The sequence below is a fragment of the Nocardioides sp. Soil777 genome (genome assembly GCF_001428425.1).
Taxonomy (GTDB): domain Bacteria; phylum Actinomycetota; class Actinomycetes; order Propionibacteriales; family Nocardioidaceae; genus Nocardioides; species Nocardioides terrigena.
In genome coordinates this window covers 187,499-202,064 of record NZ_LMSN01000018.1, presented here as the reverse complement: position 1 = coordinate 202,064, position 14,566 = coordinate 187,499, and the positions used below count along the sequence as shown (strand labels likewise).

7 protein-coding genes are annotated in these 14,566 nt (G+C 71.5%); 6 read left to right on the top strand and 1 reads right to left on the bottom strand.

What is annotated here, in order from left to right; translation table 11 throughout:
- Positions 1-181: 181 nt before the first annotated feature.
- The 6 genes from ASG88_RS17990 to ASG88_RS17965 all read left to right on the top strand — a co-directional run bounded on the left by ASG88_RS17990 (position 182) and on the right by ASG88_RS17965 (position 12,713).
- Positions 182-2,821 (top strand): FtsK/SpoIIIE family DNA translocase, encoded by a 2,640-nt coding sequence (locus ASG88_RS17990; RefSeq protein WP_200956490.1) that lies wholly within the window; start codon positions 182-184, stop codon positions 2,819-2,821.
- Entirely contained in the window at positions 2,821-4,641 is a 1,821-nt protein-coding gene (locus ASG88_RS17985; RefSeq protein ID WP_056888812.1) for a helix-turn-helix domain-containing protein, read from the top strand. The genes ASG88_RS17990 and ASG88_RS17985 overlap by 1 nt, the downstream gene beginning before the upstream one ends.
- A 78-nt stretch (positions 4,642-4,719) precedes the next feature.
- Positions 4,720-6,207: a 30S ribosomal protein S12 methylthiotransferase RimO gene (rimO, locus tag ASG88_RS17980; RefSeq protein WP_056888811.1), complete on the top strand. Its 1,488-nt coding sequence runs from the start codon at positions 4,720-4,722 to the stop codon at positions 6,205-6,207.
- Positions 6,204-6,842: a CDP-diacylglycerol--glycerol-3-phosphate 3-phosphatidyltransferase gene (gene pgsA, locus ASG88_RS17975; RefSeq protein WP_056888810.1), complete on the top strand. Its 639-nt coding sequence runs from the start codon at positions 6,204-6,206 to the stop codon at positions 6,840-6,842. Before rimO ends, pgsA begins: the two co-directional genes overlap by 4 nt.
- A 114-nt stretch (positions 6,843-6,956) precedes the next feature.
- On the top strand, positions 6,957-9,185 hold the full coding sequence (locus ASG88_RS17970) for a bifunctional metallophosphatase/5'-nucleotidase (protein ID WP_157559808.1): 2,229 nt from the start codon (positions 6,957-6,959) through the stop codon (positions 9,183-9,185).
- A 102-nt stretch (positions 9,186-9,287) separates the two neighbouring features.
- Positions 9,288-12,713 (top strand): ExeM/NucH family extracellular endonuclease, encoded by a 3,426-nt coding sequence (locus tag ASG88_RS17965; protein WP_082600665.1) that lies wholly within the window; start codon positions 9,288-9,290, stop codon positions 12,711-12,713.
- 75 nt (positions 12,714-12,788) lie between these two features.
- On the opposite strand, the gene ASG88_RS17960 is transcribed toward ASG88_RS17965, so the two are convergent.
- The gene (locus ASG88_RS17960; RefSeq protein ID WP_056888807.1) at positions 12,789-14,558 is read right to left on the bottom strand and encodes a glycoside hydrolase family 15 protein; all 1,770 of its coding nucleotides are present in this window, start codon (positions 14,556-14,558) and stop codon (positions 12,789-12,791) included.
- Between the last annotated feature and the right edge of the window lie 8 nt (positions 14,559-14,566).

Sequence of the window (14,566 nt, the reverse complement as noted above, 5' to 3'; positions counted from 1 at the left end):
ATCTGCCCGAGTGATCCCGGCCACCCTACGAACGTGGGCGTGACACGGGAACCCCCTCAGGGAGGTTTCTCGTAACACCTGTGTGTCGGTCCGGTCGCGAGCCCGCGTCGGCGGCGCGACACGCGCCCCGCTCGACCGTGTGATCCGTGGGGCTGGTGTGACTCTCCCGTAGGGTCGCGGCATGGCGACCCGTACGTCTTCCCCGCCGGGGTCGCGGAGCTCGAGCACGTCCCGTTCCACCGCCTCCCGAGGCGGTGGGACCAAGTCCTCGAGCACCCGATCCCGGAGTACCTCCAAGAGCCCCGCTGCCCGCACGAGCAAGGGCCGCTCCCGCACGCCCGCTCGCACCAGCGCGAAGCGTCCGGCGCCCCGGGCGGTGCGCAACGGTCCCGGCCCGGTCGCCCGCACGTTCGGCGGCCTCGGCCGCGGCGTCGCGTCCGTCTGGCTCGGGATCGCCCACGCGCTCGGCGCCGTGGCCCGCTCGGTCGGGCAGTCGGCTCGTGACCTCGAGCCGGAGCACCGTCGCGACGGTGCCGGCCTGTTCGTCATCGCCCTGGCCATGGTCGTCGCCGCCGCCGTGTGGTGGCAGCTGCCCGGCGGGGTCATGGAGTTCATGCGGTCGATGACCGCCGGCGCGGTCGGCAAGGTCGGCTGGCTCGTCCCGCTCTTCCTCGTGTACGCCGGGTGGCGCACCCTGCGCGACCCCGAGCGCAACGGCCCCGCGGGCCGCCAGGTCATCGGCTGGTCCGCCTTCGCCCTCGGCATCCTGGGCATCGTCCACATCGCCAACGGCAACCCGCAGCCCGAGCTCGGCGACGCCAGCTCGCTGCAGCAGGCCGGGGGAGCGGTGGGCTTCGTCATCTCGAGCCTGCTGCTCGACCTGTTCCGCACGCCGTACGTCGTGGTGCCGATGCTGGCGCTGCTCGCCTTCTTCGGCGTCCTCATCATCACCGCCACGCCCGTCTACCAGATCCCGACCCGTCTGGCCGCGGCCCGTGACAAGGTCCTCGGCCGGGGCGCGCACGCCGAGGCACCCGACGCTGCCGAGGACGTCACCACGCCGATGCGCACCCGCCGCCGCGGGATGCTCGACGAGATCGACCCCGAGGCCGGCGACCCGGCGTACGACACCCCGATGCTCGAGGACCGTGAGGTCAAGCGACGTCGCCGCAAGAAGGACGCCGAGACCGGCACCGACGCCGGCATCGACCTCTTCGCCGACGCCCCGACCGAGGCGACCCCGGTCGTCCCCGGCACGGTCGTCGGGGCCGGCTCCGACGCGACCGGCGACGTCGAGCCGCCGCCGCACACCCCGCTGCCGCAGCGCGTCGAGCAGCTCGCGCTGTCCGGGGACATCACCTATTCGCTGCCCGGCAACGAGGTCCTCAAGCCCGGCTCGGTGCACAAGGCCCGCTCCAAGGCCAGCGACGCCGTCGTCGAGCGGCTCATGCAGGTGATGGACGAGTTCGGCATCGACGCGACCGTCACCGGCTACACCCGCGGCCCGACCGTCACCCGCTACGAGGTCGAGCTCGGCCCCGCGGTCAAGGTCGAGAAGGTCACGGCGCTTTCCAAGAACATCGCGTACGCCGTCGCGTCGGCCGACGTGCGGATCCTGTCGCCGATCCCCGGCAAGTCCGCGATCGGCATCGAGATCCCCAACGTCGACAAGGAGATCGTCTCCCTCGGCGACGTGCTCCGGTCCAACACGGCCCGCTCGGACCACCACCCGATGGTGGCCGGGCTCGGCAAGGACGTCGAGGGCGGCTTCGTCGTCGCCAACATGGCGAAGATGCCGCACCTGCTGGTGGCCGGTGCCACGGGCTCCGGAAAGTCGTCGTTCATCAACTCGCTCATCACCTCGATCCTGATGCGGTCGACGCCCGACGAGGTCCGGATGATCATGGTCGACCCCAAGCGGGTCGAGCTCAACGCCTACGAGGGCGTGCCGCACCTGATCACGCCGATCATCACCAACCCCAAGAAGGCCGCCGAGGCGCTGGCCTGGGTCGTGCGCGAGATGGACATGCGCTACGACGACCTGGCCAACTTCGGCTTCCGCCACATCGACGACTTCAACAAGGCGGTGCGGGCCGGCAAGGTCGAGGTGCCCGCCGGCAGCGAGCGCACGCTCACGCCGTACCCCTACCTGCTCGTCATCGTCGACGAGCTCGCCGACCTGATGATGGTCTCGCCGCGCGACGTCGAGGACTCGGTCGTCCGCATCACCCAGCTCGCCCGTGCGGCGGGCATCCACCTGGTGCTCGCCACCCAGCGCCCGTCGGTCGACGTCGTGACCGGCCTCATCAAGGCCAACGTCCCGTCGCGGCTGGCGTTCGCGACCAGCTCGCTCGGCGACAGCCGGGTCATCCTCGACCAGCCGGGCGCGGAGAAGCTCGTCGGCCAGGGTGACGGCCTCTTCCTGCCGATGGGCGCCAGCAAGCCGGTGCGTGTGCAGGGGGCGTGGGTCACCGAGGCCGAGATCCAGCAGGTCGTCAAGCACTGCAAGGACCAGCTGGAGCCGACGTACGTCGAGGACGTCACCGCCCCGGCCGCGGCCAAGCGGGAGCTCGACGACGACATCGGCGACGACATGGAGCTGGTGGTCCAGGCCATCGAGCTCGTCGTCTCCACCCAGTTCGGATCGACGTCGATGCTCCAGCGCAAGCTGCGCGTCGGCTTCGCCAAGGCCGGACGACTGATGGACATCCTCGAGAGCCGCGGCGTCGTGGGCCCGAGCGAGGGTTCGAAGGCTCGCGACGTGCTCGTGAAGCCGGACGAGATCGACGCCGTCATTGCCACGATCGAGGGGAGTGCGTGATGGGTGCTGCTGAGCTGTACGACGCCGAGGGGGCATCGCGGACCACCGGCGAGGGGGCCGGGGAGTCGCTGTCGGTCGCGCCCGAGGCCGTGGAGGTGCGCCGCAACGGCGCGCTCGCCGCCGCCGTCGGGGCCGTCGCCGCCGCGATCGCCATCGCCTACCTCGCCCGCGCGGCGCAGACCGGCGCGGTGCTCGACTGGGTCCTGGCCGCGGTGCTGGGACTGGTGTCGGTCGGGTGGCTGCGTGCCTTCGTCGACGCCCGCACCCCGCTGCTGGTCGCCGACGCCCAGGGCGTGCGGATCCGGCTGGGCCACACGTGGCGCGGCCTGCCGTGGAGCGCGGTGCACCACGTCGAGCACACCCCGCGCCGCGGCGTGCTGCGCGACGGACGCCTGGTCGTCGTCGCCCACAACGAGGAGCTCGTCCTCGACGAGCTCGACGCCCGCGGTCGTCGCCAGGCCGGGCTCTCCCGACGCCTGTACGGCGCCCCGCTGGCCGTCCCGCTCGGCCTCGCCACCCGCGTGCTCGGCGGAGGTGACGACCTGGCCGCAGCCCTGGACCGGGTGGCCCTGCGCTCGACCGAGGTCATCGTGCTCGACGGCCCCCCGTCCGACGAGTCGACCGAGGACACCCACGAGCCGGTCGTCGACGATCACGACGACACCGACGAGCACCACGACGAGCACCCGCCGCTGGTCCGCGACCCGCGCCCGTTCCTGGCCGCCGGCATCGCCCGGCTCGCGGCCCTGGTGCCGAGCCGTCCCGAGCGGTCCGAGGTCGAGCACGACGTCGATCCCGACGCAGACACTGACAGCGTCGTCGACGGCGAGGACACCGACCGAGAGGCCGAGCTCGACGACGACACCGTCGTCGCCAGCGCCACCCCCTCGCCGCTGCGCGAGGCCGCGAGCGCCCGCCGCTCCGAGGTGCGCCGCGAGGTGCCCGACGAGGCCGACGAGGTCGTCGGGCGTGAGCTGCGCCGGCCGGGGAGCGTCAGCCTGGTCGAGGACACCCAGGTGTGGGGGGACCGCGTCCGCCCGATCTCCCGGCAGGGCGAGGTGGTGGAGCCGCTGGTCATCGACGAGTTCGCCACCCTGCCGGCCGCCGACCCCGTCGTCGGACCCGAGCTGGCTGCCGCCCGCACACGGCTGGGTCTGACCGTGGACCAGCTCGCGGACCGCACGCGCATCCGCCCGCACGTCATCGAGTCCATCGAGGTCGACGACTTCGCCCCCTGCGGTGGCGACTTCTACGCCCGGGGTCACCTGCGCACGCTGGCCCGGGTCCTGGGCATCGACGTCGCGCCGCTGCTCACGTCGTACGACGAGCGCTACGCCCACGCCCCGATCAACCCGCGCCGGGTCTTCGAGGCCGAGCTGGCCACCGGGGCCAACGGCTCGATCCGCAGCACCCGCGGCGGCCCCAACTGGTCGGTCCTCGTGGCCGTGGTGATGGCCCTGGTGCTGTGCTGGTCGATCGCCCGGCTGGTGATGGACACCCCGACCGAGCTCCGCAACGCCACGCCGGTCCTCAACGGCTCCGGCGGCCCCAGCGGCACCGGCGCGGCGCCCACCGCCGACCCCGTCCCGGTCGTTGTGACCGCGGCCGCCGGTGGTGCTCACGTGGTGGTCCGCGACGGAGCGGGCGAGATCGTCTTCAAGGGCAACCTCGCCGTGGGGGACACCCGCGAGCTCGACGCGGCCCCGCCCGTGCGGGTCCAGTCGACCGACGGGGCCGTCACGGTGGCCCTCGACGGACAGGACGCCCGGGCCGTCGGCGAGCCCGGCGTGGCGGGTCAGGGCACGTTCGTCGCGCGGTGACCTGTGACCGGTGCCATGCCCTGACCGCCCGCGAGGGTTGGGGCGTGTCACGGCCGAGACGGCATACTCACGGGTGCGATGACGACCACTCCTGCTGACACCCGCCGCGCCGTCCCCGCCACCCCCCTCAACGTGGCGGTGGTGACCCTGGGCTGTGCCCGCAACGAGGTCGACTCCGAGGAGCTGGCCGGCCGCCTCGAGGCCGACGGCTTCGTCCTCGTCGAGGACCCCGAGGACGCCGACACCGTCGTGGTCAACACGTGCGGTTTCGTCGAGGCCGCCAAGAAGGACTCGGTGGACACCCTGCTCGAGGCCGCCGACCTCAAGGAGTCCGGTCGCCCGCAGTCCGTCGTGGCTGTCGGGTGCCTGGCCGAGCGCTACGGCAAGGACCTCGCCGACTCGCTCCCCGAGGCCGATGCCGTCCTCGGTTTCGACGACTACCCCGACATCGCCGCACGCCTGCGCTCGATCGTGGCGGGGGAGGTGCACGAGGCGCACACCCCGTCCGACCGCCGCCGGCTGCTGCCGATCAGCCCCGTCGACCGGGACGCCTCCTCGATCTCGGTCCCCGGGCATGCCGGGACCACGCCTGCCGACGCCTCGGAGATCGGGGTGGGTGCCCCGGCGACCGGGCCGCGCACGGTCCGCCGGCGTCTCGACTCCGGACCGATGGCCCCCCTCAAGCTGGCGAGCGGCTGCGACCGACGCTGCTCGTTCTGCGCGATCCCCAGCTTCCGTGGCTCCTTCGTGAGCCGACGGCCCAGCGACGTCCTGGCCGAGGGCCGGTGGCTGGCCACCCAGGGAGCCCGCGAGCTCTTCCTGGTCAGCGAGAACTCCACGTCGTACGGCAAGGACCTCGGCGACCTGCGCCTGCTCGAGACGATGCTTCCGGAGCTCGCCGCGATCGACGGCGTCGACCGGGTGCGGGTGTCCTACCTGCAGCCCGCCGAGACGCGTCCGGGCCTGATCGAGGCCATCGCGGACACCCCGGGCGTCGTGCCCTACTTCGACCTCTCCTTCCAGCACGCGAGCGCCGGCGTGCTGCGCCGGATGCGGCGCTTCGGTGACCCGGAGAGCTTCCTGGACCTGCTTGCCCGCATCCGGGCGCAGGCGCCGCTGGCCGGGGTCCGCTCCAACGTGATCGTCGGCTTCCCCGGCGAGACCGAGGACGACCTCCAGACGCTGTGCGACTTCCTCGAGGCCGCACGCATGGACGTGACGGGAGTCTTCGGCTACTCCGACGAGGACGGCACCGAGGCCGCGTCGTACGACGGCAAGCTCGACGAGGACGAGGTGCGGGCCCGCACCGAGCACGTCACCGCCCTCGTCGAGGAGCTCAACGCCCAGCGGGCCGAGGAGCGCATCGGCGAGATGGTCTCGGTCCTCGTCGAGTCCCTGGAGGACGGTGTGGTCGAGGGCCGGGCCGAGCACCAGGGCCCCGAGGTCGACGGCACGACCCTGCTGGAGCTCGCGGACGGCGCACAGGTGGGGGACATCGTGGTCGCGGAGGTCGTGGCCACCGACGGGGTCGACCTCATCGCGCGACCGACGGGAGCAGCGGCATGAGCGACACCGACCGCACGGTCTCCAACTGGAACGTGCCCAACGCGCTGACCACCCTGCGCATCGTCATGGTGCCGTTCTTCGGCTGGGCGCTGCTGCACGACGGCGGCGACTCGACGCTGTGGCGCTGGGTGGCGTTCGCGATCTTCGCCGTCGCGATGATCACCGACAAGATCGACGGCGACCTGGCGCGCAAGCACGGCCTGGTGACGGACTTCGGCAAGATCGCCGACCCGATCGCCGACAAGGCCATCACCGGGATGGCCTTCATCGGCCTCTCGATCGTCGGGGACATCTGGTGGTGGGTGACCATCGTCGTCCTGCTGCGCGAGTGGAGCGTGACGGCGCTGCGACTCTCGGTGCTCAAGGACGTGGTCATCGCGGCGTCGCAGAGCGGCAAGATCAAGACGACCCTGCAGGGCGTCGCCCTGGCCGGCTTGCTGATGCCGCTGCCGCACGGGGACGCGCACGGAGGCAACTTCGACTACTGGGGCACGGCCGGCGAGGTGCTCTTCTACACCAGCCAGGTGCTGCTCGCGGGCGCGGTGGCGATGACCCTGTGGTCGGGCTACGAGTTCTTCCGCGACGTCGCGCGTCAGCGTCGTACGACCGCTCCGGCTGAAACGCCCGATCGGTAACCTGACGTTCACGTGTCACACCCGTTGAGGTGACTCAACGGGGGTTGGAGCCGGGTTAGGGTGTCGCGGATCACCCCGGTTCCGATCGAAAGGCAACACGTGTCAGCATCATTCTTGGGTCGACGCCTCGCCGTAGGCGTCACGTCGGCGGGTCTCCTCGCCGCACCGATGGCGGTGGTGGGTCTCACCGCCTCGCCGGCCAACGCGGCCATCGTGAGCGTCTCCGTCCTCAACTTCAACGACTTCCACGGACGGATCGACAGCAACACCACCAAGTGGGCCACCACCATCGAGCAGAACCGCAACGCCACCACGTTGCTCCTCTCCGCCGGTGACAACATCGGGGCCTCGCTCTTCGCCTCGGCCTTCAACGACGACAAGCCGACCATCGACGTCCTCAACGCCATGGACCTCGACGTCACCTCGGTGGGCAACCACGAGTTCGACAAGGGCTGGCCCTGGTACAAGTCGCACGTGGTCGACGGCGGTGCCACCGCTCCCGACGGCACCCCCTACCCGCAGGCGAGTTTCCCGTCGCTCGGTGCCAACGTGCTCGACGCCAGCGGCAACCCGGTCCTCCCCGCCTCGACGCAGGTGTCGCTCGGCGCCGCCAACGTCTGCATCATCGGCGCGGTCACCCAGGAGACCCCGACCCTGGTGAGCCCCGGCGGCGTGGCCGGCCTGACCTTCTCGGACCCGGTGGCCGCGGTCAACAAGGAGGTCGCGCGCCTCGAGACGGCAGGCGTCGACTGCGACGCGACCATCGCCAGCTACCACGAGGGCGCCCCGCAGCCCGGCACCGCCGCCAGCCAGGCCCAGCAGGAGGCCGCGTCCCTGGCGTTCCGCCGGATGACCCAGGACACCGCTCCCGCGGTGGACGTCATCTACAACGGCCACACGCACCAGCCCTACGCCTACGCCGGTGCCCGGCCGGTCATGCAGACCGACCCGTACGGGACGTCGCTGGGTGACCTCGACATGAACATCGACACGGACACCAACACGGTGGCCGTGAGCAGCGCCCGCATCGTGGGCCGGGTCGCCGCCGCCGACCTGACCCTGCCGCGCGTCGCCGCCGTCGACGCGATCGTCAAGGACGCCTCCGCCAAGGCCAACGTCATCGGTGACCGCAAGGTGGGCACCATCTCCGCGGACATCACCCGCGCCGACGCCGACCTGGTCGCGCCCGGCATCCAGGAGGACCGCAAGGCGGAGTCGACCATGGGCAACCTGGTGGCCGACGCGCTGCGGGACGTCAAGATCCCGGCCGTCACCAAGACGCCGACCATCGGCATCGTCAACCCCGGCGGGCTGCGCGACAACCTGTTCTTCAAGGGCGACCTGACGACCAGCCCCGAGAACGCCGACGGCGTGGTCACGTTCGAGGAGGCCAACGCGGTCCTCCCGTTCGTCAACAACATCAACTACGTCGACGTCACCGGCGCGACGCTGAAGAAGGTCTTCGAGCAGCAGTGGCAGCCGGCCACCGCGAGCAACGCGTTCCTGCACCTGGGGGTGTCCAAGAACGTCCAGACGACCCTGGACCCCTCGCGTCCGCTCGGCGACCGGGTGACGTCGATCAAGATCGACGGCCAGCTCGTGGACCCGGCCAAGACCTACACGGTCTCGACCTTCAGCTTCCTCGCGCAGGGTGGTGACAACTTCGCCGCCTTCAAGGAGGGCAAGACCACCGACACCGGCGCCATCGACCGCGACGTGTGGATCAACGGCTTCTTCGGCGACGGGACCACCAAGTCCCCGACGTCGGTCAAGCGCCAGCTGTTCGCGACCGGCCTGGAGGACAGCTACCGGGCCGGCGACAAGGCCGAGATCACCTTCGACAAGCTCGACATCACGTCGGCGGGCATCGCGCCCAACACGCGCCTCGACCTGGTCAAGGTGGCCAAGGACGGCTCGACCAAGGTCTTCGGCACCACCCCGGTGGTCGGCGGCAAGGCCCGCGCGGTCTTCACCGTCCGCGGTGGCAAGGAGCTGCGCATCGTCGCGCAGGACTCCGGGACCACGCTGGCTCGCAGCGTCGTCCTCACCAAGCCGACGCTGGCCCACAAGGTCTTCCCGAAGAAGGCCCGCATGATCAAGGCCAAGAAGACCAAGGTCCGGGTCAAGATCAAGGTCACGTCCGCGGTCGACATCGCCGCCAAGGGCCGCGTCACCGTCCGGGTTGCCGGTCGCAAGTACAACGCCAAGGTCAAGGACGGCGTGGCCAAGGTCAAGCTCCGCACGTTCGCCAAGCCCGGCAAGTACAAGGTCGTGGCGAAGTTCCGTGCCAACGACACGTTCCAGGGCGCGTCCGAGCGGTTCACCATCCGCGTCAAGCGCTGATCGACCAGTGGGGGCCCGGTACGCCGGGCCCCCACTGCTCTGCTCGACCGCTCCACCGCACCTCGGTGCCACCCCTCCCACCACACCCCTCTCGGAGACCTCATGCCCGCACGTCCCTCCTTCCGACGCAGCTCTGTGCTCGTCGGACTCGCGGTCGCGGCCACCAGCCTCGTCGCGATCCCCCTCACCGCCACGGCCAACCCGGCCGGCAGCGGCCTCGTCATCAGCGAGGTGTACGGCGCGGGCGGCAACGGCACCGGCTCGTCGTTCCGCTCCGACTTCATCGAGCTCTACAACCCCACCAGCAGCCCCATCGACGTCGACGGCTGGTCCGTCCAGTACCGGTCGACGGGGGGCACCTCCGTGGGCTCCAACATCACGCCTCTCACCGGCTCCGTGCCGGCCAACTCCCGCTACCTGGTGGCCGAGGCCACCGGCGCTGACACCACGGCTCCCGCGCTGCCGGCGCCGGACGCGACCGGAACCATCGCGATGGCGGGCGGGTCCGGCCAGGTGCTGCTCGTGAGCTCGACGACCGCCAGCACCGTCGGCACCGGCAATCTCGCCGGCAACGCCGACCTGGTGGACATGGTCGGCTACGGCGCGGCCAGCTCGTTCGAGGGAGCGCCGACCGGAGTCGCGCTGACCAGCACGACGTCGGCCGCACGCGTCGTCACGGCGACCCAGCCCGACACCGACAACAACGCCACCGACTTCGTCGAGGGCATCCCCGACCCGCAGAAGGCCGACCCCGTCGCCCCCGGACCGCTCGACGCCACCTCACCCGGCGCCCAGACGGGTCAGGTCGGCACCCCGGTCGACGGCTTCACCCTCGAGGCCACGGGCGGCACGGCGCCGTACACGTGGACCGCCAGCGGGCTGCCCGCCGGCGTCACCGTCGCCGCCGACGGGACCGTGTCGGGCACGCCGACGACGGCCGGCTCCTACGACGTCACGGCGACCGCCACCGACTCGGCCACGCCCACCCCGGCGACCGACCAGGTGGCCTTCACCTGGACGATCGACGCGGCCCCGTCGCTGCGTCCCATCGCGGAGATCCAGGGCACCGGAGCGGCCACTCCCTTCGCCGGCCAGAGCGTCATCACCGAGGGTGTCGTGACCGCGTCCTACCCGACCGGTGGTCTCAACGGCTTCTACCTCCAGACCCCGGGCAACGACACCCCGGACGCCTCGGACGCGATCTTCGTCTACGGCGGGACGAGCGGGTTCACGACCTACCCGGCCGTGGGCGACTCCGTCCGCGTGGCCGGCACGGCCGCCGAGTTCTTCGGCGCGACCCAGATCGAGGCTGCGCAGTCCGGCGTCACCCCGGTCGCCTCGCTGGGCACGGTGACCCCCAAGACGGTCGTCCCCGGCACGGACTGCGCGCTGCCCGGCACCGACTGCCTGGCGGGCGCGGCGCTCGACACCGTCCGTGAGGTCGCCGAGGGCGAGCTGTTCCAGGCGACCGCGCCGTGGACCGCCACCGACGTCTACGACGGTGGTCCCTACTACAGCAACGGCAGCAACTCGTCCGCCTTCCGCGGCGAGATCGGTGTCGCGGCCCAGAGCGACCAGCCGTTGGTGGCCCCGACCGAGGTGATCGACGCCCAGGCGATCGCGCTGGTCGCGGAGCGCAAGCGCTACAACGACGCGCACCGGGTCATCCTGGACGACGCGTCCACGCTCACCTACTCCACCTCGCAGAACAGCGACCAGCCGTTCCCGTGGTTCACCCCCGACCACACGATCCGGGTGGGAGCGGGGATCACGTTCCCCAAGCCGGTCGTGTTCACCTACGGGTTCAACGCCTGGCGGATCCTGCCGCAGGCCCAGGTCGTCGGGGCGCCCACGGGCGCGATCGACGTCGAGCAGACCCGCCCGGCCGCCCCCGAGAACGTCGGCGGCGACGTCACGCTCGCGACGTTCAACGTGCTGAACTTCTTCCCCACGACGGGAGAGGAGTTCGAGGCCTCCGGTCTCGGCACCTGCACCTACTTCACCGACCGGGACGGCAACCCGATCAGCAACAACCGCTGCAACCCCGACGGGCCGCGCGGCGCCGCCAACGACGCCAACCTGGTGCGGCAGCGGGACAAGATCGTCTCGGCCATCAACACCGCCGACGCCGACATCGTCTCCCTCGAGGAGCTCGAGAACTCGGTCAAGTTCAGCAAGCCGCGCGACTTCGCGATCAACGAGCTGGTGGCCGCCCTCAACGCGGACGCGGGTGCCGGCACGTGGGCCGCGGTCCCCTCGGCGGCGACCCTGCCGCCGACCGAGGAGCAGGACGTGATCCGCAACGGCTTCATCTACCAGCCGGCCAACGTGTCGCTCGTCGGTGAGTCGGTGGTCGTCAGCGACCAGTCGTCGGCCGGCGAGGCCTTCGAGGACGCCCGCGAGCCGGTCGCCCAGGCCTTCAAGCAGGTCGGGACCGCTGACGCCGACGCGTTCGCCGTCATCGTCAACCACTTCAAGTCCAAGGGCTCCGGCACCCCGGACCCCGACGGCCAGGGCAACGCCAACGACCGGCGCGTCATCCAGGCCAACGCACTGGTGTCCTTCGCCGACGCGTTCAAGACCCAGCGCGGCATCACCCGGGTCTTCCTGGCCGGCGATTTCAACGCCTACTCCGAGGAGGACCCGATCCAGATCCTCAACGCAGCCGGCTACACCAACCTCGAGTCGACCAGTGATCCCGAGGAGGAGACGTACAACTTCGACGGCATGGTCGGCTCGCTCGACCACGTCCTGGCCAACGCGCCGGCGCTCGAGGACGTCGACGCGGTCGACGTCTGGGACATCAACGGCTACGAGTCCGTCTACTACGAGTACGCGCGCTTCAACACCAACGTCACCAACCTCTACGCGCCGAACCCGTACCGCTCCTCGGACCACAGCCCGGAGATCGTGGGCATCAACACCCAGGACGACGTCCCGACGGACCCGGGCACGGCCACCGTCGAGGCGAAGGTGACCCCCCAGCGGGTCGTCGTCGACCGCACCCGGGCCATGGCGCACGTCAAGGTCATGACCGGGTCGAAGAAGGACGCCACCGACGGCACGGTCGAGATCCGCGAGGGCGCGACGCTGCTCGCCTCGGCTCCCGTCACCAACGGCGTCGTCAACGTCAAGCTGCCGGTCTTCACGACCGTCGGTGAGCACACGCTGACGGTCCGGTACGTCGTGGGCGCCACCACGCTGGCCGAGTCGACGGTCGTCGTGGACGTCCTCAAGTCGGCGTCGGCCGCTCGTGCCACCGCGTCGGACAAGGCCGGCAAGCCGCCGGTCGTGAAGGTCCGGGTCGGCGCCCAGGGCACCAAGGCCCGCGGCAAGGTCAAGGTCGCCGTCAAGCGGTCGGTCCAAGGCACGGCCGTCGTGAAGAAGACGGTCCGGCTCACGGGCGGCAAGGCCACCGTGCGCCTCGCCGGCCTGCGTCCGGGTCGCTACACCGTGGTGGTCCGCTACCTCGGCAACGACGAGACCCAGCGCTCGCGCGAGGTGGTCCGGCTCCGCGTCCGACGCTGACCGGTCCACTCCCGGCGGCCCCCGTCCTGCGCGTGAGCGTGGGACGGGGGCCGTCGGCGCGTCCGGGGGAGACCCTCAGCGCAGCGCGAGCGCCGCCTGCACCAGCGTGAGGTGGCTGAACGCCTGGGGGAAGTTGCCGGCCATCCGACCGGCCACGGTGTCGTACTCCTCCGAGAGCAGGCCGACGTCGTTGGCCAGCGCGCAGAGCCGGTCCATCAGGGCGCGCGCGTCGTCGCGGCGACCGGACGCGACGTACGCCGACACCAGCCAGAACGAGCAGGCGAGGAACGCGTGCTCCCCGCCCTCGAGCCCGTCCACGCCGGTCTGGGTCCGGTAGCGGTGCAGGAGACCGTCGTGCATCAGGTCCTCCTCGATGGCCGCGACGGTGCCGAGGACCCGCGCGTCGTCGCCGGGCAGGAAGCCCACCAGCGGGATGTTGAGCAGGCTCGCGTCGAGCTCCCGGGTGTCGTAGTGCTGGGTGAAGGTGCCGCGCTCCGCGTCGTACCCGCGCTCGAGCACCTCCGCGTGCACGCGGTCTCGCAGGGTGCGCCAGTGGTCGACGGGTCCGTCGAACCCATGCTCCTCGACCGCCTTGACCGCCCGGTCGAAGGCGACCCAGACCATCACCCGGGAATGGGTGAAGTGGCGCAGCGGACCGCGGATCTCCCAGATCCCGTGGTCCGGCTCGTCCCAGTGCGTGGCCAGCTCGTCGACGAGGGCCCGCTGCAACGCCCAGCTCTGCGGCGTCTCCTCGAGCCCGCCGTTGCGGGCGTCCTCGAGGGCGATCATCACCTCACCGAGCACGTCGGTCTGGCGCTGGTCCACGGCGCCGTTGCCGATGCGCACCGGTCGGGACCCGGCGTAGCCGGCGAGGTGGTCGAGCTCGCGCTCGGGGAGCTGGCGGCCACCGTCGATGCCGTACATGATCTGGAGGTCCTGGGGGTCGCCCGCGACCGCCCGCAGCAGCCAGTCGCGCCAGCTCTGCGCCTCGTCGGTGTAACCGGCTCCGATCAGCGACTCGAGGGTGAGGGCGGCGTCGCGCAGCCAGCAGAAGCGGTAGTCCCAGTTGCGTTCGCCGCCGAAGTCCTCCGGGAGCGAGGTGGTGGGAGCCGCCACGATCCCACCGGTCTCGTCGTGGGTCATCAGGCGCAGGGTGAGCAGGCTGCGACGGACCAGGTCGCCGTGGGGGATGTCGGCGGTGCAGGTGAGCGCCCAGCGCTCGTGCTCGACCCGGGTCGCCTCGATGCGGGTGTCGAAGGGGACCGGCTCGGGCAGCTCGTGCCAGGACCGCACCCAGGTGGTGGAGAACGTCATGGACTCGCCGGCCGCCAGGTCGAACTCGTCGGCGTGGTGGCCGTCCACGGCGCGCGGGAGCCGCGGGCCGTGCAGCATCAGCTTGTCCGGCCCGGCAGTGGCGACGATGACCTCGTGGCCACCGACCTTCTGGCGGGTCACCCAGGGCCGGACCAGGCCGTAGTCGAAGCGCACCACCCACTCGTGGGCCACCCGGACCGACCCCTCGCTGCACCGCACGCTGCGCACGAAGTCGGCGCGGCCGTCGTGGGTCGGCATCACGTCGCGCAGCACGAGCACGCCGGTGGGCGTCGTGAACGTCGTCTCCAGGATCGCGCTGTTGCCGACGTAGCGCCGGGTGCTCTCGACCCCCTCGGCGTCCGCGGGGGCGATGACCCAGCGTCCGTTGTCGTGGTCGCCCAGCAGGGCGGCGAAGCAGGCGGGGGAGTCGAAGCGGGGCAGGCACAGCCAGTCGACCGATCCGTCCCGGCCGACCAGCGCCGCCGTGCCGCGGTCGCCGACGAGTGCGTAGTCCTCGATGGGGAGTGCCATGCCCGCCA

What these genes read in the sequence shown, in the direction of transcription:
- rimO (WP_056888811.1), top strand. Translation starts at nt 4,720, where the DNA reads ATGACGACCACTCCTGCTGACACCCGCCGCGCCGTCCCCGCCACCCCC.
- ASG88_RS17965 (WP_082600665.1), top strand. Translation starts at nt 9,288, where the DNA reads ATGCCCGCACGTCCCTCCTTCCGACGCAGCTCTGTGCTCGTCGGACTC.
- ASG88_RS17985 (WP_056888812.1), top strand. Translation starts at nt 2,821, where the DNA reads ATGGGTGCTGCTGAGCTGTACGACGCCGAGGGGGCATCGCGGACCACC.
- ASG88_RS17960 (WP_056888807.1), bottom strand. Translation starts at nt 14,558, where the DNA reads ATGGCACTCCCCATCGAGGACTACGCACTCGTCGGCGACCGCGGCACG.
- ASG88_RS17990 (WP_200956490.1), top strand. Translation starts at nt 182, where the DNA reads ATGGCGACCCGTACGTCTTCCCCGCCGGGGTCGCGGAGCTCGAGCACG.
- pgsA (WP_056888810.1), top strand. Translation starts at nt 6,204, where the DNA reads ATGAGCGACACCGACCGCACGGTCTCCAACTGGAACGTGCCCAACGCG.